Annotated in this window: 20 protein-coding genes; 12 read left to right on the top strand and 8 right to left on the bottom strand. The window is 65.1% G+C overall.

Translation table 11 applies throughout. The annotated features are described in order from the left end of the window. The first annotated feature begins 32 nt into the window (after positions 1 to 32). From RSO41_RS06810 to RSO41_RS06830, 5 genes are all read left to right on the top strand, one after another. Positions 33 to 761: a murein L,D-transpeptidase catalytic domain family protein gene (locus RSO41_RS06810; protein ID WP_315618333.1), complete on the top strand. Its 729-nt coding sequence runs from the start codon at positions 33 to 35 to the stop codon at positions 759 to 761. Between the two features lie 283 nt (positions 762 to 1,044). Next, positions 1,045 to 2,394, top strand: a complete 1,350-nt coding sequence (locus tag RSO41_RS06815; protein WP_315618334.1) for an MFS transporter — start codon at positions 1,045 to 1,047, stop codon at positions 2,392 to 2,394. A 200-nt stretch (positions 2,395 to 2,594) separates the two neighbouring features. Further along, a complete protein-coding gene (locus RSO41_RS06820; protein ID WP_315618335.1) occupies positions 2,595 to 3,068 on the top strand; it encodes a peroxiredoxin in 474 nt (157 codons plus the stop codon). Between the two features lie 92 nt (positions 3,069 to 3,160). After that, positions 3,161 to 3,589 (top strand): GFA family protein, encoded by a 429-nt coding sequence (locus RSO41_RS06825; RefSeq protein WP_315618336.1) that lies wholly within the window; start codon positions 3,161 to 3,163, stop codon positions 3,587 to 3,589. Between the two features lie 142 nt (positions 3,590 to 3,731). Next, on the top strand, positions 3,732 to 4,142 hold the full coding sequence (locus tag RSO41_RS06830; RefSeq protein WP_315618337.1) for a GNAT family acetyltransferase: 411 nt from the start codon (positions 3,732 to 3,734) through the stop codon (positions 4,140 to 4,142). A 52-nt stretch (positions 4,143 to 4,194) separates the two neighbouring features. Here the strand turns inward: RSO41_RS06830 and arfA are convergent, their stop codons facing one another. The 3 genes from arfA to RSO41_RS06845 are packed head-to-tail and all read right to left on the bottom strand — an operon-like array spanning position 4,195 to position 8,041. Further along, the gene (gene arfA / locus RSO41_RS06835) at positions 4,195 to 4,338 is read right to left on the bottom strand and encodes an alternative ribosome rescue factor ArfA (protein ID WP_315618338.1); all 144 of its coding nucleotides are present in this window, start codon (positions 4,336 to 4,338) and stop codon (positions 4,195 to 4,197) included. Positions 4,339 to 4,389: 51 nt separating this feature from the next. Then, complete coding sequence (gene cobA / locus RSO41_RS06840) at positions 4,390 to 5,337, bottom strand: uroporphyrinogen-III C-methyltransferase (RefSeq protein WP_315618339.1); 948 nt, start codon at positions 5,335 to 5,337, stop codon at positions 4,390 to 4,392. Beyond that, positions 5,300 to 8,041: a molybdopterin-dependent oxidoreductase gene (locus tag RSO41_RS06845; RefSeq protein ID WP_315618340.1), complete on the bottom strand. Its 2,742-nt coding sequence runs from the start codon at positions 8,039 to 8,041 to the stop codon at positions 5,300 to 5,302. Before RSO41_RS06845 ends, cobA begins: the two co-directional genes overlap by 38 nt. Positions 8,042 to 8,189: 148 nt before the next feature. On the opposite strand from RSO41_RS06845, the gene RSO41_RS06850 reads away from it, so the two are divergent. The 6 genes from RSO41_RS06850 to RSO41_RS06875 all read left to right on the top strand — a co-directional run bounded on the left by RSO41_RS06850 (position 8,190) and on the right by RSO41_RS06875 (position 16,476). Then, positions 8,190 to 9,044 (top strand): ANTAR domain-containing response regulator, encoded by an 855-nt coding sequence (locus RSO41_RS06850; protein ID WP_315618341.1) that lies wholly within the window; start codon positions 8,190 to 8,192, stop codon positions 9,042 to 9,044. Continuing rightward, complete coding sequence (locus RSO41_RS06855; protein WP_315618342.1) at positions 9,041 to 10,063, top strand: CmpA/NrtA family ABC transporter substrate-binding protein; 1,023 nt, start codon at positions 9,041 to 9,043, stop codon at positions 10,061 to 10,063. The genes RSO41_RS06850 and RSO41_RS06855 overlap by 4 nt, the downstream gene beginning before the upstream one ends. Positions 10,064 to 10,318: 255 nt before the next feature. Next, positions 10,319 to 11,650 carry an NAD(P)/FAD-dependent oxidoreductase gene (locus tag RSO41_RS06860; RefSeq protein WP_315618343.1) on the top strand — a complete coding sequence of 444 codons (1,332 nt, stop codon included), beginning with the start codon at positions 10,319 to 10,321 and terminating at the stop codon, positions 11,648 to 11,650. Further along, positions 11,647 to 14,169: a nitrite reductase large subunit NirB gene (gene nirB / locus RSO41_RS06865; RefSeq protein ID WP_315618344.1), complete on the top strand. Its 2,523-nt coding sequence runs from the start codon at positions 11,647 to 11,649 to the stop codon at positions 14,167 to 14,169. Before RSO41_RS06860 ends, nirB begins: the two co-directional genes overlap by 4 nt. Before the next feature lie 243 nt (positions 14,170 to 14,412). Further along, on the top strand, positions 14,413 to 14,787 hold the full coding sequence (gene nirD / locus RSO41_RS06870) for a nitrite reductase small subunit NirD (protein WP_315618345.1): 375 nt from the start codon (positions 14,413 to 14,415) through the stop codon (positions 14,785 to 14,787). 276 nt (positions 14,788 to 15,063) lie between these two features. Further along, the gene (locus RSO41_RS06875) at positions 15,064 to 16,476 is read left to right on the top strand and encodes a PhoH family protein (protein WP_315618346.1); all 1,413 of its coding nucleotides are present in this window, start codon (positions 15,064 to 15,066) and stop codon (positions 16,474 to 16,476) included. Positions 16,477 to 16,631: 155 nt separating this feature from the next. On the opposite strand, the gene RSO41_RS06880 is transcribed toward RSO41_RS06875, so the two are convergent. The 4 genes from RSO41_RS06880 to RSO41_RS06895 all read right to left on the bottom strand — a co-directional run bounded on the left by RSO41_RS06880 (position 16,632) and on the right by RSO41_RS06895 (position 20,051). After that, on the bottom strand, positions 16,632 to 16,973 hold the full coding sequence (locus RSO41_RS06880) for a hypothetical protein (RefSeq protein ID WP_315618347.1): 342 nt from the start codon (positions 16,971 to 16,973) through the stop codon (positions 16,632 to 16,634). A gap of 11 nt (positions 16,974 to 16,984) precedes the next feature. Next, positions 16,985 to 17,653, bottom strand: coding sequence for an alpha/beta hydrolase (locus RSO41_RS06885; RefSeq protein WP_315618348.1), 669 nt, complete (start codon positions 17,651 to 17,653; stop codon positions 16,985 to 16,987). Between the two features lie 337 nt (positions 17,654 to 17,990). Beyond that, positions 17,991 to 18,197, bottom strand: coding sequence for a cold-shock protein (locus tag RSO41_RS06890; RefSeq protein WP_013332996.1), 207 nt, complete (start codon positions 18,195 to 18,197; stop codon positions 17,991 to 17,993). 198 nt (positions 18,198 to 18,395) lie between these two features. Then, a complete protein-coding gene (locus RSO41_RS06895; RefSeq protein WP_315618349.1) occupies positions 18,396 to 20,051 on the bottom strand; it encodes a GMC family oxidoreductase in 1,656 nt (551 codons plus the stop codon). Positions 20,052 to 20,173: 122 nt separating this feature from the next. On the opposite strand from RSO41_RS06895, the gene RSO41_RS06900 reads away from it, so the two are divergent. Beyond that, a complete protein-coding gene (locus tag RSO41_RS06900; protein ID WP_315618350.1) occupies positions 20,174 to 21,814 on the top strand; it encodes an FMN-binding glutamate synthase family protein in 1,641 nt (546 codons plus the stop codon). A gap of 74 nt (positions 21,815 to 21,888) precedes the next feature. Here the strand turns inward: RSO41_RS06900 and RSO41_RS06905 are convergent, their stop codons facing one another. Then, positions 21,889 to 22,359 carry a PepSY domain-containing protein gene (locus RSO41_RS06905; protein ID WP_315618351.1) on the bottom strand — a complete coding sequence of 157 codons (471 nt, stop codon included), beginning with the start codon at positions 22,357 to 22,359 and terminating at the stop codon, positions 21,889 to 21,891. Positions 22,360 to 22,389 lie beyond the last annotated feature (30 nt).

Genomic DNA, 22,389 nt, shown 5'->3' on the forward strand with positions numbered 1-22,389 from the left:
GGTCCTGAATATCATCGACGGGAACTCGCAGGATGCCACATTGCAAGCTCCGCCGATCGGTCGGCTCCTTTCTGACCGGCGCCTTGATGTTACTCGCGTCTCCGCTCCAGGCGGGGGATTTCATGGTCCGGGCCTTCACGCCCCAGCAACTCGACCAGCCTCCCCTGGCACAACAATTGACCCGCATGGCGCCTCGCGCCAATCCCGGCGTCCTTCATCTGGCGGCCCGGGCCCTGAGCTGTGCCGACCCAGGCGCCGACCGGCTGGCGGTGATCGACTTCTCGTTACCCTCCACCGAGCCCAGACTCTGGGTCTTCGACCTGCGCCGCGACCGCCTGATGTTCCGCGAACTGGTCTCGCACGGCCAGGGATCCGGCGACAACATGGCCACATCCTTCTCCAACATTCCCGATAGCCATCAATCCAGTATCGGGCTCTTCCGCACCCTCAACAGCTACGAAGGCAGCAATGGTTATTCGTTGCGCCTCAAGGGACTGGAGCCGGGCGTCAACGACCTCGCCTATCAACGTGCCATCGTGATGCACGGCGCGGATTATGTCAGTGAAGAATTCATTGAAAAGGCCGGCCGACTCGGTCGCAGCTACGGCTGTCCCGCCGTGCGCGAGGAAGTCGCCGTGCCGCTGATCAACAGCCTCAAGGACCATCAGTATCTCTTCACCTACTATCCCGATCAGGAGTGGCTGAGCCAATCCACCTACCTTCGATGCCCCGGCAACGACGCCCGCCTCGCCATGCAGTGACTCGATCGCCCCGCCCGTTGGCACCAAGGCGGGGCGCCCGCGTCTCTTCTCGCACCCCCATGCATCGCCAGATGCTCGCCAACGCCGCCTCCTTGAGCCCCTCTAAACCTTCAAGTGCATGAAAAAAAAGGCCATAAAAAATATTGGCAAACCATGTGCTTAATCCATACCAAAGAAAAGGTGGACGTGGACCAGGCCCCTCGCGGTACGAGTGCGTCGAACCCGACCTTCAACGATGAAGGCCCGGCTCGTGTTATTCGACCATCACCCGACGAGGCACTCCATGGAAATCCGCAACAAGGCCAACAGGATTCGCCTGTTCACCCTCAAGACACCGCAGATGCGCGCCTTCCACTTCTCGTGGTTCGCCTTTCACATCTGCTTCTTTGGCTGGTTCGGCATCGCCCCTCTGATGGCAGTGGTCCGCGATGACCTCGGCCTGACCAAGACCCAGATCGGCAACACCATCATCGCCTCGGTGGCCATCACCGTGATCGTGCGGCTGGCCATCGGCGTGCTCTGCGACCGCATCGGTCCGCGTCGTGCCTATACCTGGTTGTTGTGCCTGGGCTCGTTGCCGGTGATGAGCATCGCCCTGGCCGACAGTTTCGAAGCCTTCTTCCTGGCTCGGCTGGCCATCGGCGCCATCGGTGCCTCCTTCGTGATCACCCAGTATCACACCTCGATCATGTTTGCCCCCAATGTGGTCGGCACCGCCAATGCCACCTCGGCGGGCTGGGGCAACCTGGGCGGTGGCACCACCCAGATCCTGATGCCGCTGATCTTCTCCGGCCTGCTGATGCTCGGCGTCAACGAGGCGCTCGGCTGGCGCCTGGCCATGGTGGTGCCCGGCGTCGTGCTGTTCCTCTGCGGTATCGCGTATTACATGTTCACCCAGGACGCCCCCGACGGCAATTTCGCCGAGTTGCGCGAACGTGGCGAACTGCCACCGGCCAGCGGGGATCACGGCATGGGCCGGAGCTTCGCCACCGCCGCCAAGGACATCCGCGTCTGGGCATTGTTCGTGGTCTACGCTGCCTGCTTCGGTGTCGAGCTGACCATCAACAACATCGCCGCCATCTATTACTTCGACAACTTCGATCTGACCCTGGCCACCGCCGGCCTGATCGCCGGTCTGTTCGGCCTGATGAATCTCTTCGCCCGCACCCTGGGCGGCATCTTCTCCGATCTGTTCGCCCGCAACGGCGGCCTGAAAGGCCGGGTTCGCTGGCTGTTCATCGCCATGCTCTGCGAAGGCGTGGCCTTGATGTTCTTCTCACAGATGCAGGTCCTGGCGTTGGCCATCGCGATCATGCTGGTATTCAGTCTCTTCGTGCAGATGGCCGAGGGCGCCACCTTCGGGATCGTCCCCTTCATCAACAAGAAGGCGCTAGGCGCCGTGGCCGGTATCGTCGGCGCAGGTGGCAACGCCGGCGCCGTGGCAGCCGGCTTCCTGTTCCGCTCCGAATCTCTCAGCTACCAGCAAGGACTCTTCTATCTCGGCGTTGCCGTGGTGATCGCCGCCCTCTGCGCCCTGGTGGTGCGCTTTTCCCCCGACGTCGAGGCCGAAGAGACCGCCGCTTACCACGACGCCGCTGGCAACAACGGCTCCGGCGCCCTCTCGCTGCGCTGATAGCGCCCTCCCCGGAAACGCCCTCGCTGCGGCAACGCACCGGGGGCGTTTTATGCTCTCCAGGCAACATATCGCTCGGGGCTGATCCGTCGAGATCCCGGTCCCCCGTACGTTGCAGAGCCCCTCATATATGCCCATGCTGGAACCTGCACAGTGCGACGGCGTCTCGCCGTCTCTATCCCATGTGAAAGGAGCTTGAAATGACGATCGCCATCGGTGACCGCATCCCCGACATCACCCTCAAGACCAACGGCAACCAGGGACCGGAGGACATCGCCACCGGCGAGCTGTTCGCCGGCAAGCGCGTGGTGCTGTTCGCGGTGCCGGGCGCCTTTACCCCCGGCTGTTCCAACACCCATATGCCAGGCTTCGTGGTCAACGCCGACAAGCTGCTCGATAAGGTCGATGTCGTGGCCTGCATGGCCGTCAACGATGCCTTCGTGATGGATGCCTGGCAGAAAGACCAGAATGCCGAGCGCATCACCATGCTGGCCGACGGCAACGCCGAGTTTGCCCGCGCCCTGGGGCTGGACATGGACGCCAGCGCCGGCGGCATGGGAACGCGCAGCAAGCGCTTTGCCCTGATCGCCAATGACGGCGTAGTGGAATACCTCGGCGTCGACGCCAAGGGCGTGGAGCAGAGCAGTGCCGAAACGGTCCTGGCGCAACTCTGATCCCCGGGGTCCGACCTGCCGATCCGGTGGTTCGCTCATGAGCGAACCTGGTGAAACCACCTGGCCGACTCTCGGCCACCAAGGAGATGACCATGAACGATGCCATGACCCTGCGCGGCAGCTGTCTGTGCGGCGCCGTGACGCTCTCCGTCGAGGCCGAGCGTCAGAATGTCGGTGCCTGCCATTGCCAGATGTGTCGAACCTGGGGCGGCGGCCCCCTGCTGGCCATGGAGTCGGTGCGCCGCGTGACCCTTGAGGGTGAGGCACAAGTCAGTATCTATGCCTCCTCGGACTGGGCGGAACGTGGCTTCTGCCGGCACTGCGGCACCCACCTGTTCTACCGCCTCAAGACCGGCGAGCACTATGCCGTACCGGTAGGCCTGGTCGACAATGGCGAGGCCTGGACCTTCGACTCGCAGATCTTCATCGACGAGAAGCCGGGCTGGTACCACTTCGGCAACGCCACCGAGGACCTCACCGGCCAGCAAGTCTTCGAGGCTTTCCAGGCCGGCGAAGAATAAGGGTTTCGCCATGCGAGCGGGGAGAACATCCCCGCTCCCCTGCCCCTCGATGCAGACCCGACACCCGCCCGCCATGATCGCCACGCCCAGGCATGCGAGACTGTGAGCATTCGATACCATCGACGACTCGACAACCACGATCATGACACCGAGAAAGTACACCGAAGATGACGAACCCCGGGTCGCGGCCCTCTGGCGGGCCAGCTTTCCCGATTACAATGGCTACAATGCGCCCGAGGCCGTACTGCGCGCCAAGCGGCTGGTCGATGATCACATCTATGTGATCGAGGATGGCGGCGAGATCATCGCTACCTGCATGGCCGGGTATGACGGTCATCGAGGCTGGCTATACTCGGTCGCCGTGGCGAATTCGAGGCAGGGAGAAGGCCTCGGCAGGCGCATGGTCGAGTTCGCCGTCGAGCGCCTGAGAGAGCTCGGTTGCGTCAAGGTCAATCTACAGATACGGGGTGGCAACGAAGCCGTGGTGGACTTCTATCACGCGCTCGGCTTCGACACCGAGGATCGCGTCAGCATGGGGTTACGCCTGACCTGAACCGGCACCATGCCGACAAGCGGGGAGGAGGTATCGCCAAGCATCCTGACCATCAGGCCGCTTGGCGATACCCCCGCCCCTTGCGGGAGTAGCTTCCCTTGCCTTTCTTGGGTTTCTGTTGCTGAAGACGGAACTGCGGGGTGCGCAGTCGGGCCTTCAGGGCGTTGTCACGTATGCCGGTCGTTTTCTTGGCCATGGGTATCTCTCCTGTTGTTGGCTTCGCTGTCGAGCGACCGGTGAGTCTAGCTCATTTTCCCAGGACAATAGCAAGCCCCCCGGCATCGTTTTCCTTCGCGCCCGCGGCCTGCGCCGCGTGGGTCTCGGCGAGGCGTACCACGCTGCCGACGATGATCAGGCAGGGTGACGGCAGTGGATTAGCGGCAAGCCGCTCGGGCATGTCGGCCAAAGTACCGACGAGCGCCTCCTGCTCCGGCAGGCTGGCGTTGGCGACCAGCATGATCGGCCAATCGTCGGGCAGCCCGGCACCGCGCAATCCATCGCAGATGGTCTCGACGCGAGACAGTCCCATGTAGAACACCAGGGTCTCGTCGCGACGCGCCAGGGCGGGCCAGTCCGGCTCGCCGCCCTCGCGACACTGCTGAGCGGTAATCAGGCGTAATTGCTGGGCATGACCACGGTCGGTCAGGGAAATGCCCATGCTCGCGCAGGCCGCCGAAGCGGCCGTGATACCGGGGACGATCTCACGATCGATTCCTCCAGCATCCAGCGCGGCCAGTTCCTCGCCCATGCGCCCGAAGACACCGGGGTCACCGCCCTTCAATCTGACGACTCGCTTGCCCTCGCCGGCCAGGCGCACCAGCAGCGCACCGATCTCGGCCTGGGCGACACTGTGGTGCCCACGCGACTTGCCCACGTAGTACCGCTCGCGTCCGGCGGGAATCAGGGCCAGGATCTCGTCGCCCACCAGACGATCGTAGACCACGGCGTCGGCCTCCCTCAGCAGCCGGGCGGCCTTGAGGGTCAACAGCTCGACATCGCCGCTGCCGGCACCGACCAGAAACACCCGCCCGTCCCGGTCGCCGTGCCGGCTCGCGGCGGCCGGCTCATCGCTCGGTGGACGCTGCGACGCCCACCAGGAGAAGGCGAGGCGCGCCAGCGAATGCAAGGGACGCTCACGCCATGGGCGCAGGGCACCCTCAAGCCGGCTCGACATCAGGGACGGGATGAGACGCATCGGCCATCTCCTCTTCGATGAGTGATTTCAATTCGGGGATACAACTGCCGCACTGGGTGCCGCAGGCCAACCGGGCGCCCAGCGCCTCGACACTGGTATCACCCTCGCGGATGGCCGACGAGATGGCGCCCCGTCCGACCTGGTGACAACTGCACACCAGGGGGCCGTCGTCGGCGGCCCCATCCTCGCAGGCAGCCAGTATCCGACGCCGCTGTTCCGCCTCCAGGCGGATGCCTTCGGCCGCCTCGGCGAACCGTTCGTCGAGCCAGGCCAGTCCGGGCAACTCGGCCGGCGGACCGACCATCAGCCACCAGCGCAGTCGGCCCGCCTCGATCCCCGCGGCACGCAGCCGACCATCGGCCGGATCGTCGCACCACAGCGAGGCCGACACCGGCAGGACATCGGCCAGCCAGGCCAACCAGTCACGCCCGGCGGCGGCGGGATCGCCCGCCAGTTGCCAGCGTTCGGCATGGGCCATGGGAATTCGCGCCCAATAAGCGGTCGCCTGGCGCACCCGCTCCCCCACGGTTAAGTCGTCGGCGACCACCAGGGTGGCTTCCCAGGCAACGGGCAGACCTGCCAGGGCCACGGCGCCATGCTTGGACTCGGGCTGGCCGGACAAGGGGTCGACATGCGATGCCAGCAGCGCGCCGGCCAGTGCCGAGGCACTGAAGCGATCACTCCAGTGGATGGGCACGAACAGTTCGCCGCGCCGCTGCGCCGGCGAGATCCGCACACGTCCCCGATAGTCGCCCCCCTCGCTCTCGAGCCGTGCCAGCCCTTGATCGGTCAGGTCCAATGCCCGGGCATCCTCGGGGTGCACCTCGATGAAGGGCTCGGTGCGGTGGTTCATCAGCCTGGACGCCCGGGCGGTACGCGTCATGGTGTGCCACTGGTCACGGACCCGGCCAGTATTGAGGCGGAAGCGTCGATGTCCGCCGAGAGCCTGGACCGGGCCTCGCGGCCTCACCGGCAAGAGCCTGGCCCGGCCATCGGGGGTGGCGAAGCGCCCATCCTCGAACAACCGGGGCGTGCCCCGTGTCGCCTGGCGCGTCACCGGCCACTGGATCGGTGCCAGGGCGTCATAGCTCGAACGGTCCAGCTCGGCCAGCGCGGAGATATCGAAACAGCGCCGCCCTTCTCCCTCGTTCTCGAAACCGGACAGGCGTGCATGCTCGACGAAGATGTCGGCCGGATGGGCATAGTCGAAGGCCTCGCCGAACCCCAGGCGCCGCGCCACCTCGCTGATGATCCACCAATCGTGGCGAGCCTCGCCCGGCGGCGTCATCAGGCCGCGCTGCCGCGAGATGCGACGCTCGGAATTGGTCACAGTGCCATCCTTTTCGGACCAGCCGGAGGCCGGCAGCACGATATCGGCAACCTCCAGAAGATCGGTATCGGCCATGCACTCCGAGACGATCACCAGCGGACACCTGGCCAGCGCCGCACGCACCCGGTGGGTATCGGGCAGGCTCACGGCAGGATTGGTGGCCATGATCCACAGGGCCCGAACCTCGCCGCGCTCGATGGCCTCGAACAGTTCCACCGCCTTGTGGCCCGGCGCGGTCGGGAGACAGGGAACGAGCGACTCGGTAGACCAGAAACGTGCCACCCGCTCCAGGGCTCCCGGACTGTCGTAGTCCATGTGGGCGGCCAGCTGATTGGCCAGGCCGCCCACCTCACGCCCGCCCATGGCGTTGGGCTGGCCGGTGATGGAAAAGGGACCGGCACCGGGCAGGCCGATCTTGCCGCCGGCCAGGTGGCAATTGATGATCGCCTGGCACTTGTCGGTACCGCTGCTCGACTGATTGATGCCCTGGGAGTAGAGCGTCACCACGTGGAGCTGGCTGGCGAACCAGTAGAAGAAGGTTTCCAGGCGCTCGGGATCGACATCGCAATCGGCGGCGATGGCCTCGATCGAGACCTCGTCCTGTCGTGCCGCTTCCAGGGCCTCCTCCAGCCCTCGGGTGTGACGCGCCAGATAGACACGGTCGAGCTTGCCCCGCTCGGCCATCCAGGCCAGCAGTCCCGTGAACAGGCGAGCATCACTGCCGGGGCGGACGCCCAGGTAAAGGTCGGCCAGCTCACAGGTATCGGTGACGCGCGGATCGATCACCACCACGCGCAGCAGGGGATTGCGCGTCTTGGCGACACGCAGGCGCTGAAACAGCACCGGGTGATTCCAGGCCAGGTTCGAGCCCGTCAGCACGACCAGCTCGGCATCCTCCAGGTCCTCATAGTTGCAGGGTACGGCGTCGGCTCCCAGCGAGCGCTTGTAGGCGGCCACCGCCGAGGCCATGCAGAGTCGCGAATTGGTATCCAGATGCGGCGTGCCGAGAAAGCCCTTGAACAACTTGTTGGCGACGTAGTAGTCCTCGGTAAGCAGTTGCCCGGAGAGATAGCCGGCCAAGGCCTCGGGGCCATGCTCGCGCCTCGTCTCGGCCAGGCGGTCGGCCACGGCGTCCAGGGCGGTGTTCCAGTCGACCTCGGCGCCGTCCAGCCGAGGACGCATGAGCCGCCCCCGATCACCGAGCGTCTCGTGCAGGGCCGACCCCTTGACGCACAGACGACCGTAATTGGCCGGATGCTCGGTGTCGCCCTCGACGGCAACGATCCGCCCCTCCTGCATCTCGGCGCGCACGCCGCAACCGACGCCGCAATAAGGGCATGTGGTGCGTGCGTCTTGCGTTGGGGCCCTGGACATGACGCTTTCCTCCCGTCGTGGACGACTGCCGAAACGACGACGCCCACCGCCTCACGGCAGCCGAGGCTGCGGAGAAGCGGTGGGCGTCTTTGCCGATGAATGAACCACCCTTGGTTCATCCTGGTCACCCATTTGGATAGCAAGTGCCATGCCAAGTACGTCGAACCCCGGCGTGGCGCATTCCGTACCGACATCGGTGCTGACGGACGCGATGTTGCTGCACATGTCGAGCGCACCCTGCCACCCGGTGCGCACCGCTTCGGTGCAGCAATGCCTCGTTGCGCCGCCTTCCCGGGTCACCCAGAAGGCGCTCCAGAAGCGCATCGCTGTCGTTCACGGGCTGACCCGGCAACTGGAACACATCTTGCAGAAGGTACCGCCAAGCCCCAACGCAATGAGCCACACCACCATGCCTCAGCCCTTGAAAGTCCTTCTGGTCGACGACGAGATCGTGCGGGCCGCCATGGTCGAGGAAGCCCTCGCCAATGAGGGCCACGAGGTCATCTGTCGCCTGCAGGCCCCGACGAGCCTCAACGAGATGGTCGCTCGTCATCAGCCCGATGTGGTGATCATCGACATGGAATCCCCCGACCGCGACACCCTCGACAGCATGTCGCTGCTCAACCGCGAGAACCCGCGCCCGGTGGTGTTCTTCGCCGACCAACATGACCCCGACACCATGCAGGCCGCGCTCAAGTCCGGCGTCAGCGCCTATGTGGTGGATGGCCTGGTACCGGGCCGGGTAAAGGCGGTCATGGAAGTCGCCATCGCCCGTTTCGAATCCTTCCAGTCGATGCGCCGTGAACTGGACCAGGCCCGAACTCAACTGGCCGAACGCAAGCGCATCGAACGCGCCAAGGGCCTGTTGATGAAGCATCAGGACTGCGACGAGCCCCAGGCCTACCGCATGTTGCGCAAGCTGGCCATGGACCGTGGCCAGCGTATCGGCGACGTGGCGAACAACGTGATCGACATCCTCGAACAACTGGAGAAGGGACGATGAGCGCACCGCGCCCCCCCGAAATCGAACGCCTGACGCTGGGTTTCATCCCCCTGCTCGATGCCGCCCTGCCGATCATCGCCAGGGAGGCGGGCTTCTTCACCGACGAAGGCCTCGAGGTGGCGCTCTCGAGGGAAAACGCCTGGTCGACGCTGCGTGACAAGGTGGCCTCCGGCCTGCTCGACGGCGCCCACATGCTGTCCCCCATGCCATTGGCCATGAGCCTCGGGCTGTCGCGCGCGCCCTGCGAGACCCTGGCGCCGTTCATCCTCGGCCGTGGCGGCAACACCATCGTGCTGTCGAAACGCTGGTCCGAGGGGATGGACGACATCGGCGCAGATCGCGACCCCCGCGACAATGCCCGGCGCTTCGCCGCTCGCCTCCACGACCATCGCGGCAGCCCCCCTCGGCTGGCGATGGTCTATCCCTACTCCTGCCAGCACTACCAACTGCGTGAATGGCTGGCCAGTGCCGACATCGACATTGAGCATCAGGTGGTGCTGGGGGCCCTGCCCCCGCCCCGCATGGTCGAGGCGCTGGAAAACGACGAGATCGATGGCTTCTGCGTCGGCGAGCCCTGGGGCAGTCTCGCCCGATATCGCGATGTCGGGCGCGTCGCCGCCAGCGGTGCCCAGCTGTGGCCCGCGCACCCCGAGAAAGTCCTCGGCGTAACGGCCTCCTGGGCCCTGCGCTATCCCGCCACCCTGGCGGCCCTGATCCGAGCCCTCCACAAGGCCGTGCAATGGCTCGACGCATCACCGGACCATGCGCGACGCGCACTGGGCTGGCTGGCCCTGCCGCCTTACCTGGATCGCAGCGTCGAGCACCTCGAGACCCTGGCACCCGATGTCCCGCCGGCCTGGCAGTGCCTGGTCGGCGATCCCCGCCCGACCGCCGAGATCATGTCTCATGTCGCCGAGCACCTCGACCAGCACATGCGCGAAAGCGGTCGTGTGCTGGACATGCGCACCCTGTCGACCTGCTACAGCCCTGCGCATTTCGATGCCGCCACGCACCAATGACGTGCACACGACAGGACATGGCACAGTGACAAATTCCCGCAATTAAACGATAACCAGCTGATTTTACAAATCACATCATAAAAATGGCGTAGAAATTGAAACCCTCGTCATGAATCACGCCGGTACGCGGGTCCCGCCCCGCACCGGCCCCGGCGGTCAACGGCGACCGCCCCATGCTTTCGGACAAAGACGTCTCAGCGCCCCCGATGCCGGGGAGCGCGGGGACGTCTTTTTGCGTTTTCAGGAGGTTGCGATATGCGACCCGATGCCACGACACGCCCCGACGACCGGGCCCCCATCGATCACCTGGTGATCGTCGGCAACGGCATGGCCGCCCACCGCCTGGTCGCGACACTATGCAGCAAGCCTCGGCCACCTCGCCGGATCACTGTCATCGGCGAGGAAGTCAGCGCCGCCTACAACCGTATTCTGCTGTCGCCCTGGCTGGCCGGCGAGATGGAGCGCGGTGCACTGCGACTGCCCGAGCACACTCCAACAACAGGAAACCGCACACGTATCGAGACCCGGCTCGGCGAACGCATCATCGACATCGACCGCGATACACGCCGGATCACCACCGCCCGGGGCGCGACCCTCGACTACGATCGTCTGGTGTTGGCCACCGGTTCGCGTTCCGCGATGCCGCCGGTTCCCGGGGTGGCCCTGGGTGGCGTACATGGCTTTCGCGATCTGGGCGACGCCGAGATCCTGGCCGAGGCCGCTCGACATGGCGGTCGTGCCGTCGTCATCGGCGGTGGCCTGCTCGGCCTGGAAGCCGCCGAAGGACTGCGCAAACGCGGCATGCGGGTCCGGGTGATCCAGCGCAGCGCTCACCTGATGAACCGCCAGCTCGACGCCACCGCCGCGGGGCTGTTGCGCGGTGAACTCGAGGCGAGGGGCCTGGAAATCATCACCGACGCCCACTTGAGCGAGCTGGAAGACAACGGTCGGGGCCGGGTGCGCGCGGTGCATCTCGCCGACGGCACCCGGTTGGCTGCCGATCATGTGGTGATCGCCACCGGCATTGCGCCCAACGTCGAACCGGGTCGCACGGCCGGCCTAGAGTGTGATCGGGCCATCCGCGTCGACGAGCAGATGACCACCTCGGACCCCGCCATCCATGCCCTGGGCGAATGCTGTCAGTTCGGCTCGAGCACCTTCGGGCTGGTAGAACCGATATGGCAGCAGGCCGAGGTCCTCGCCGCCCGGCTGGCCGGCGAGGACACCCCCGGCTACCGGGACCGACCGACCGCCACCAAGCTCAAGATCAGCGGTGTGGCGCTGTACGCCTTCGGTCCCATCGAGGCGACACCGGACCACGACGTCCTCACCTACCACGATCCCGAACAGGGCGAATATCGCCGCCTGCTGCTGCGTGACGGCCGTGTCGACGGTGCCGTGCTCTATGGCGATACCGCCATGGGGCCCTGGCTGTTCGCCCGATCACAGGATGGCACGCACTTCGGCGCCGCTCGTCGTGCACTGCTGCTCGGCCAGGCCGACACCGAAACCTTGCTCGACGACGCCTCAGCCGATGCCCCGGCCACTACCTCAGCCACCGACACTATCGACCAGGAGGCCGCATGAAGGCACCCAACTCCGCTCCCCAGGACCTGATCATTGTCGGCAACGGCATGGTCGGCCATCACCTCGTCGAACAACTCGTCGAACGCGATGCCCATCGGCACTACCGCATCCGCGTGTTCGGTGAAGAACGTCACCTGGCCTACGACCGGGTGCATCTCTCCGAGTACTTCAGTGGTCGCGACGCCGATGACCTCGCGCTTTCGACCGCCGACTACTACGAGGCACACGGGATCGAACTGCGTCTGAACGAGGCGGTCACTACCATCGACCGCGACGCCCGCGAGCTGATCACGCCCCGGGGGCGTTATGCCTTCGATCGACTGGTCCTGGCCACCGGCTCCTACCCCTTCGTGCCGCCGATCCCCGGCGGTGACCGGGACGGTTGCCTGGTCTACCGCACCCTGGACGATCTCGACGCCATCCGTGAGGCAGCCCGCTCGGCCACCACCGGGGTGGTAGTCGGCGGCGGCCTGCTGGGCCTGGAAGCGGCCAACGCCCTGCGCGGGCTCGAGCTGGACACCGCCGTGGTGGAGTTCGCCCCGCGTCTGATGCCCATGCAGGTCGATACCGAAGGCGGCGAGCTGCTGCGCGAGAAGATCGAGGCCCTGGGCGTGCAGGTCCTGACCGACCGGGCGACCCAGTACATCGAGGACGGCGACACCGGCCGCCACCGCATGGTCTTCCAGGACGACAAGCGGCTGGAGACCGACCTGATCGTCTTCTCGGCGGGCATCCGTCCGAGGGACGAGCTGGCCCGCGATGCCGGCCTGGAGATGGGCGAACGGGGCGGCGTGGTCATCGACGACCGCTGCCTGACCAGTGATCCGGCGATTCTCGCCGTCGGCGAGGTCGCGCTCTGGCAAGGCAGCATCTTCGGTCTGGTGGCGCCGGGCTACCAGATGGCCAAGGCCGCCGCCGACACCCTGTGCGGCGGCAGACTGACCTTCGAAGGCGCCGACATGAGCACCAAGCTGAAGCTGCTCGGCGTCGACGTCGGTGCCATCGGCGACGCCCATGGCGACCGCTCGCCGGGCGCCCGCCAGTTCCGGTACTTCGACCAGCTCAAGCAGGAATACCGCAAGATGGTCGTCTCCAGCGATGGCAAGAAGCTGCTCGGCGCTATGCTGGTGGGCGACAACGCCACCTACGACACCCTGATGCAGTACTACGCCAACGGCCTGGAACTGCCGGAGGATCCGGCCTCGCTGATCCTTCCCAGCGTCGAAGGCGCCCCGACCCTGGGACCCGATGCCCTGCCCGCGACGGCCTCGATCTGTTCCTGCCATAACGTCACCAAGGGCGCGATCTGCGAGGCCATCGACGCCGGATGCGACGATCTCGGCGCGGTCAAGGGCGCCACCAGGGCGAGTACCGGGTGCGGCGGCTGTGCGGCGCTGCTCAAGAGCGTGGTCGACAGCGAGCTGGAGGCACGCGGCGTCGAGGTCGACCAATCGATCTGCGAACACTTCGCCCATACTCGCCAGGCGCTGTATTCGATCGTGCGAGTCGAGGGCATCAAGACCTTCGGCGAGCTGATCGAAAAGCACGGCCATGGCTCTGCGCAATCGACAGGCCTGGGCTGCGATATCTGCAAGCCGGCCGTGGCCTCGATCCTGGCCTCCTGCTTCAACGAGCCGATCACCGACGCCGCTCATGTGCCTTTGCAGGACACCAATGACACCTTCATGGCCAACATGCAGAAGAACGGCACCTATTCGGTGGTGCCGCGCATTCCCGGCGGCGAGATCACCCCGACCCGACTCCGCGTGCTGGGCGAGGTCGGCGAGAAATATGGTCTCTATACCAAGATCACCGGCGGCCAGCGTGTCGACCTCTTCGGCGCCCGTCTCGAACAGTTGCCCGACATCTGGGCCGAGCTGATCGAGGCCGGCTTCGAAACCGGCCATGCCTACGGCAAGGCCACCCGCACGGTGAAATCCTGCGTCGGCAGCACCTGGTGCCGCTACGGCGTGCAGGACAGCGTGGGCATGGCGATCCGCCTCGAGAATCGCTACAAGGGGCTGCGCTCCCCGCATAAGCTCAAGTTCGCCGTCTCCGGCTGCACCCGGGAGTGCGCCGAGGCGCAGAGCAAGGATGTCGGCGTGATCGCCACCGAACACGGCTGGAACCTCTACGTCTGCGGCAACGGCGGCATGCGTCCACGCCATGCCGAGCTGTTCGCCACCGATCTCGATGACGACACCCTGATCCGTTATATCGACCGCTTCCTGATGTTCTACGTGCGCACCGCCGACCGGCTGCAGCGCACCTCGGTATGGCGCGAGAACCTCGAAGGCGGGCTCGACTATCTCAAGGAAGTCGTGATCGACGACAGCCTGGGACTCGGCGACGAGCTCGAGCGCCAGATGCAGACGGTGATCGACAACTACGAATGCGAGTGGGCCGGCGCCCTTTCCGACCCCGAGAAACTCAAGCGCTTCCGCAGCTTCGTCAACGACGAGCGGCCGGACCCGGATATCATCGTGACGGAAGAGCGTGGCCAACTCAGGCCCGCCTGAACAGCGCTTTCGCTATGGTTGGTTCCCGTACCAACGAGGGGCGCCGGGGACAGGTCAAAGAGGAGGTCCTACGCCAGGAAAGGCGTAGGTAGCGCCCAAGGATGGGTTCACAGCGCCTCCTCGAAGACCTGTCGACGGATCAGCCCCGAGTGAGACGACCGGAAGCCTACACCGCTGCGCCGCGCGCCTAGCGCTTCATCTCGCTCGCCAATTTCTCGACATCATCGCGAGGACTACCAATCTATGACCATCGCAACTGCAGAAGCCATGACCATGACCCAGACCTGGCAGCCCCTGTGCACCCGGGAGGACCTGGTCGCCCACTCCGGCATCGCCGCCCGGCTCGAGACCGACGATGGTCCCGTCCAGATAGCGATCTTCTACCTGCCCGGCCACGAACCGGCACTCTACGCCATCGACCACCATGACCCCTTCTCCGGTGCCAATGTCATCGCCCGGGGCATCGTCGGCGACGTGGCGGGCGAACCGGTCGTGGCCTCGCCGCTCTACAAGCAGCATTTCAGGTTGAGCGATGGACAATGCGTGGAAGACGAGCAGGTCAAGCTGCGTACCTGGCGGATCATCCTGCACGACGGTCGCGTCATGGTTCAGGGCTGACACCACGGGGCCCGCCGGCAGGCGGGTCCGTTTCGTTGACATGGCCGTGAGACTCGTCTACTTGAAGACTTGACGATATGGTCCATGCTGAGAAAGCACCGCCGACAATCGCACCCTCGGCATCATTCAATGTCCAACCCGACAGGAGGAAACGCCACACCATCAGGGAGACACGTCGCGCCCCTGTCACAGACCTGACATTTCGCGCTGACAGTGTCGACATCGAGGCGTCATGTTGGTGACGCCGATCCGGTGACAATCAGGAGAGCTGCGCCGATGGTACGCATCGACAAGAAAGCCACCCGGCTTTACGTGCTGGACACCAATGTCCTGATTCACGACCCCGCCGCCCTCTACCAGTTCGATGAGCACGAAGTGGTGATCCCGATGACCGTGCTCGAAGAACTCGACAAGCACAAGAACGGCATCCGCGAGATCGCTCGCACCGCCCGGCAAGTCAGCCGGACCCTGTCCGACCTCACCGCCAACGTCGATATCGGCCAGATTCGCGATGGCATTCCCATCTCCCGCCCCACCGGCACCGAAGGCCGCCTGCGGCTGCTCTGCTACAACGACCTCAAGCCCCTCGACCCGCTCGAAGACAGCCCCGACAATCGCTTGCTCACCGAGACCTGCCGGCTACGTGACGAACGCCCCGATGCCTCGGTCGTGCTGGTAACCAAGGACATCAACCTGAGGGTCAAGGCGGCGGCACTCGGCGTGCCCGTGGAGGATTACCTCACCGATCGCGCCTTCGACGACAGCGACGCCATGATCGGCGGCGCCCGCATCTATCCCGACGCCGGTCACGACGGCAGCGGCCTGTGGGAAGGCCTGCGTGCCGACGTCAAGGTCGACCGCGAGGACGACCGAGTGGTCTATCGCCTCAACGGCGAGATCCCGGAAGACTGGCACCTGGGCATGCTGGTGTCGGACAACGACAACGGCGCCAGCTTCGAAGCCGTGGTGCGCGAGGTGAGCCCTCGACACGCCCAGCTCGAGCTGCTCACCGACTATCGTCACGGCGCCAGCGTCTGGGGCGTCCACGCCCACGACAGTCGCCAGAACTTCACGCTCAACCTGCTGATGGACGACGATATCGACCTGGTCACCATCGCCGGCAGCGCCGGCACCGGCAAGACCTTCATGACCCTCGCCGCCGCCTTCCAGCAGACGCTGGACACCAAGCGCTTCGAGCGGGTGGTCTTCACCCGGGCTCCGATCTCGATGAGCGAGGACATCGGTTACCTGCCCGGTACCGAGGAAGAGAAGATGTCGCCCTGGATGGGCGCCTTTCACGACAACATGGACAACCTGCTGCGCGATGAGCACGACGGCAGCACCACCTGGAACCAGGAAGCCACCCGCCAGCTGCTCGGCTCTCGGGTACAGATCCGCGCCCCGGGGTTCATGCGTGGCCGCACCCTCAACGACACCTTCCTGATCATCGACGAGGCCCAGAACTTCACGCCCAAACAGCTCAAGTCACTGATCACCCGCGCCGGACGCAACACCAAGATCGTCTGCCTCGGCAATGTGGGGCAGATCGATACCCCCTACCTCACCGCCAACACCTGCGGCATGGCCGCCGTAGTGCAACACTTCCGCGACTGGGCCCACGCCGGCCACGTGACCCTGATGAGCGTCGAACGCTCGCGCCTGGCACTCGCCGGCGAGGAACTGCTCTAAGCGCGATACGGCCATCGAGCTGAAACTAAAAGGCCTGAGCCCTGTAACGTACAGGACTCAGGCCTTGAGCGCCGGCTGAATGAACCGTCCAACTATAGGGGGGCAGTTCGATGTCGCCGGTCCTTCATTATCTTCAAGGAAGACCCGAGAAGCCCTCAGGCTCCGCGGTTCACCGCCTTCTCGATCAACGCCTCGCTGTCGCTGCCCGGCCCCTGTTTCAATACCTTGCAGGCCTCGTGATAGAGGCAGACGAAACGCTGACAGGACGCACAATGCACCTTGTCATCAGGATTTTTGGTGCTGGGGGCTCGCATCAGATGGCTACCGCAATTCGGGCAGGCCACGGGTAACCGTAAATCTTCCGATAACGCCATGGGCGTCTCCTCTTCACCGGTTTCACCAATTGCCAGCTCACGCTGACCCTGCGTGCCAACCCTGGCGTGCAGCGACCACTGCCCTTCCCAGACCATACCGGGCCGCGAGGCGATCGCCAACAACGCGGCCTTTCTTACCCACCGAGCCGAGCGGACAGCCAACGGCCGATATCGGCGACCTGCTGGGGGCAGACAGCATGGGCCATGGGGTATTGCCGGTACGCGATCGGGTAGCCCATGTTCTGCAGGCGGTCGTGGGCAGCACGCCCCAGCGACTCGGGTACCACGGGGTCGACGTTGCCGTGATGTACCTCGATGGGCAGATCACGGTTGGCCTCGGCGTACTCGAGGCTATCGGCGGTAGCGAGATAGGTCGACATGGCCAGCAACCCGCCCAGGCGTCGAGGGAAGCTCAAGGCGGCTTCATAGGCCACGGCGCCCCCCTGGGAGAAACCGGCGATGATGATACGCTCGGGCGCGATGCCGTGGTCGATCTGTTCCTGGATCAAGCCCTGGAGGCGTTCGGCCGAGGCCTTGAGCTGCGCCTCATCGACCTTGCGGTCCAGGCTCATCTCGGTGATGTCATACCAGGCGGGCATCACCATGCCACCATTGACGGTCACCGGCAGACGCGGCGCATGGGGCAGAATGAAGCGCACGCCGGCATCGGCAGGCAGTGCCAGGGCCGGCACCAGGGGTTCGAAGTCGTGGCCGTCGGCGCCCAGGCCATGCAGGATGAACACGCAGGCATCGGCGACCTTGCCGTTGGCCGGCTCGATGATCAATTCGTCGGGTGCGCTCATGGCGACATCTTCTCCACAGACAAAAGCCACACCCTAGCGCAACGGCGGCGCCGAAGAAATCGCGGCCTAGTGTCCTGTATCAGAGGTTGACTGTAGAATTCTGGCGGCCCCTTGAGCCGCCATGCCGTGTTGCCACTCCTCGCCATAGCGCTGCTATGCCTCGTCGCGGCGCCTTGCCTGACGACCCAATGCGCTCGCCACCTCTTCAACGAACCTCCGAAACAGGACACTATCGGGCAACATTTCTTCCCGTACAACGCAAGCGGGGCCCGCTTTCGCGGGCCCCGCCAATCGACCACCCGGTCGGTGGTCTATCCTGCATCAGGACAATCGACGATCAGTCGACGACCTTGATGTTGGACGCCTGCAGGCCTTTCTTGCCCTGAGTGACGTCGAAGGAGACCTTCTGGCCGTCCTGCAGAGACTTGAAGCCTTCGGCTTGAATCTCGGAGAAGTGAGCGAACAGGTCGTCACCGTTGTCGTCCGGAGAGATGAAGCCAAAGCCTTTCGTGTCGTTGAACCACTTGACAGTACCGGTAGCCATTTTTCGAATTCCTCGAATAGCATTGATTTGCCGGGAAATACCCGAGTAGCAGTGGGTAAAACAAGAAACGTTTCACCGGGAAATCGATGCCTGAGCGTTTCGATGACCACTTGCGATGTTCGACTTGCCAACCTACTGCGAGCTAGCATGCGCCAGCGAGAGGCGCAGGTCAAACACTATTTGTCATATATGACGAGATCATGACGTTTCGGCCAGCATCCAGCCGGCCGCCTTCTCGGCGATCATCAGGGTCGGTGAATTGGTGTTGCCGCTGGTGATGGTCGGCATCACGCTGGCATCCACCACCCTCAGCCCCGAGACACCACGCACCCTGAGGCGAGAATCGACCACCGCCGAAGGATCGTCGGCGCGCCCCATGGCGGCGGTGCCCACGGGGTGAAAGATGGTCGTGCCGATATCGCCGGCCAGGCGTACCAGTTCCTCGTCGGTCTGGTAGCGCGCGCCCGGCTTGATCTCTTGCGGACGATACTCGGCCAGGGCCGGTTGGGCGAGGATGCGTCGGGTGACCCGCAGCGAGTCGGCCGCGACCCGTCGGTCCTCCTCGGTATCCAGGTAATTGGGCGAGATGAGCGGCGCCAGAGACGGATCCCGACCGGCAATCCGCACCCTGCCCCGGCTGGTCGGATTAAGGTTGCACACGCTGGCAGTGATCGCCGGGAAGTCGTGCAACGGTTGCCCGAACGCCTCCAGGCTCAACGGCTGCACATGATATTCGAGATTGGCATGAGGCTGGTCCGGGTCGCTGCGCGTGAAGGCACCGAGCTGGGAGGGCGCCATGCTCATGGGGCCGGAACGCCGCAACAGATACTCCAGGCCGATGCGTGTCTTGCCGAACCAGGAGCCAGCGCGGGTATTCAGGGTATCGGCACCGTCGACCCGATATATCGAGCGTAGTTGCAGGTGATCCTGGAGGTTGTCGCCCACGCCCGGCAGGTCGGCGACCAGAGGAATATCGTGCTCGGCGAGCAGGTCGGCCGGGCCGATGCCGGACAACTGAAGCAACTGCGGCGAGCCGATGGCGCCGGCACACAACACGACCTCCCGGGCGGCCTGCTCCTCGACGACTTCACCGCCTCGCTTCACCCGCACGCCGGCGCAGCGGGGCCGTCCCGACTCCTCCTCGTCGAAGCCCAGCCCCTGAACCTGACTCGAGTGCCACAGGGTGAAGTTGTTGCGCTTCTCGATACCACGCAGGAAGGCCTTGGCGGTGTTCCACCGCCAACCGCCACGCTGGTTGACCTCGAAATAGTCCACTCCCTCGTTGTCGCCGCGATTGAAGTCATCGACCCGGGGGATACCCGCCTGCTCGGCGGCCAGGGCGAAATCCTCGAGTACCTCCCAGCGAAGCCGCTGACGCTCCACCCGCCATTCGCCGCCATGACCGTGAAAGTCACGATGCGCGGCATCGACACCGGCCTCGTCATCGAGACGGTGGTGATCCTCGTGGCGCATGAAATCGGGCAGACAGTTCGCCCAGCGCCAAGCATCATCGCCGGTCACATCCGCCCAATGGTCGTAATCCCGTGCCTGGCCACGCATATAGATCATGCCATTGATGCTGGAGCAGCCACCGAGCGTCTTGCCACGCGGATAGACGAGCCGCCGCCCGTTGAGCCCGGGTGACGGCTCGGTGCGAAATCGCCAGTCGGTGCGGGGATTGTCGATGCAGTAAAGATAGCCGACGGGGATATGAATCCAGGGGTGTGTATCGCGTCCCCCCGCCTCGATCAACAGCACGCGTCTCTCGCTATCTTCCGTCAGGCGCTTGGCGAGCAAGCAGCCGGCAGTACCGGCGCCGACGATGATGGTGTCGAAACGGTAGCGCTGCGTCATGACCTGCCTCCAGCACATCTGACAAGACGATGCCTGACACGCTAGCGCCCGGCGGCACGAATTGACAGTCGACCTTCCGCGACATGCAATGGCCGGACCCTCATCGCAAGAAGAGCCTGCCCATGTACCGCCTACCGAGCCGCTACGGCGCCTATGCCATCAGCCTTGCCGGCCTCATCGCCTGCCTGCTGGGCGTGGCCCTTGTTCCCGCCTGGCCCTGGATCCTGGGCGTTGTGGTCTTCGGCCTGCTGGTCGCCCTGGGCACCCACGATCTGCTACAGCACCACCATACCGTCAGCCGCAATTACCCCATCCTGGCCCATCTGCGTTACCTGCTGGAATCCATCGGCCCCGAGATCCGCCAGTACTTCATTCAGTCAGACACCGAGGAACGGCCCTTTTCCCGGGAACAACGCCGCCTGGTCTACTGCCGCGCCAAGAACACCATCGACAAGCAACCCTTCGGCTCTCAGCGCGACATGCAGGCCCCCGGCTACGAATGGATGAATCATTCCCTGGCGCCGAAACGCATCGAGAATCATGATTTCCGGGTCGTCATCGGTGCCGGTCGACCTCGCCCCTACTCGGCCAGTGTTTTCAACATCTCGGCGATGAGCTTCGGCGCCCTGTCGGCCAACGCCATCCGCGCCTTGAATGAAGGGGCCAGGGAAGGTGGCTTCTACCACGACACCGGCGAGGGCGGCCTCTCGTCCTATCATCGCCAGGGCGGCGACCTCGTCTGGGAGCTCGGCTCCGGCTACTTCGGGTGCCGCGACGCCGAGGGCTGCTTCGACCCCGAGCAGTTCGCCGAGACCGCCGGGCTCGAGGCGGTGAAGATGATCGAGATCAAACTCTCCCAAGGCGCCAAGCCCGGTCACGGCGGTGTGCTGCCTGGTCCCAAAGTGACCCCCGAGATCGCGGCAGCGCGTGGCGTGCCGGAAGGCCAGGACGTGATATCGCCGGCGGCCCACAGTGCGTTCACCACGCCACGCGAGATGATCGCTTTCATCCAGCAGTTGCGCGACCTGTCCGGCGGCAAGCCGGTCGGCATCAAGCTGGCCATCGGCCACCCCTGGGAGTGGTTTGCCATGGTCAAGGCCATGCGTGAGGAAGGCGACCATCCAGATTTCGTGGTGGTGGATGGCGGCCAGGGCGGCACCGGCGCGGCACCGCTGGAATTCGTCAACCGCCTCGGCATGCCGCTCACCGAGGCGCTGCTGCTGGTCCACAACACCCTGGTCGGAGCCGGCTTGCGCGACGTGATTCGCGTGGGGGCCGCCGGCAAGGTCATCAGCGCCTTCGACATCGCCCGGACCGTGGCGCTCGGCGCCGACTGGTGCAACGCCGCGCGAGGCTACATGTTCGCCCTGGGATGCATTCAGGCCCAGAGCTGCCACACCGACCGCTGCCCGAGCGGCGTGGCAACCCAGAACCCCCAGCGCGGCAGCCGACTGGACGTGCCCCTCAAGGCCGAGCGGGTGCATCGTTTCCACGCCAACACCCTGAAGGCGCTGGCCGAGATGCTGGCGGCCGCCGGTCTCCGCCATCCAGGAGAACTCGGCCCCGAACACGTGATTCGACGCATTTCCCGCCACGAGGTACGCAGCCTCGCCACTCTGTTCGACTTCGTGCCACCGAACGCCTTGCTCACGGGCGGTGCATCGCACCACCCGGTCTTTCGCGATTACTGGGACCAGGCCGACCCCGACAGCTTCGCCCCGCCGCTTGCCGAGTGGCAGCTTCGTCAGAGCAAACTGGTATAGCAGGACGACGGGGCATCGCACGGCATAACGGCAGGCTGAAAGCCTGCCGTCGAGAGCGAGAGGCAAGCAGAGGGTCAGTCGCGCTCCACCGCGACGACGCCGTCCTGTCCCAGGCGCGTGGTGATCTCGAGTTCGCGACCGTTCTGCCCGCGCCCCTCGATCTCGATGTGGCCTGCCTCATCCACCTGCAGGCTCTCGAACTCCGTCATGCCCTCGCCACTCGCGGACGAGAAGGCCTGACGCACATCATCGGCGGTCATCCCCCAGGCACCGGTGACCAGCCGCTTACGCTCTTCGCGCAGCGTCTCGTCACTGTCCAGGGACAACCGGACGTCGGCGTACCACTCGTCGTCCAGCCACCCCTCGATTTCGACGACATCGCGCCCCTTGGCCTCGATCTCCTCGATGTGGGTGAAGCCGAAGGTCTGGGCCCGCTCGAGCACCGCCTCGGCACGCTCGAGGGCGAGGCGGTCGTCGGCCTGGGCGCTGCCGGCGACCAGCGCCAGGGTGGTAGCCGAAGCGATCATCAGTGTCTTGAATGACATGGTCATGTCCTCTCTGTCGGTGTATTCATC

It is taken from the genome of Halomonas sp. I1 (genome assembly GCF_032334135.1).
Lineage (GTDB): Bacteria > Pseudomonadota > Gammaproteobacteria > Pseudomonadales > Halomonadaceae > Halomonas.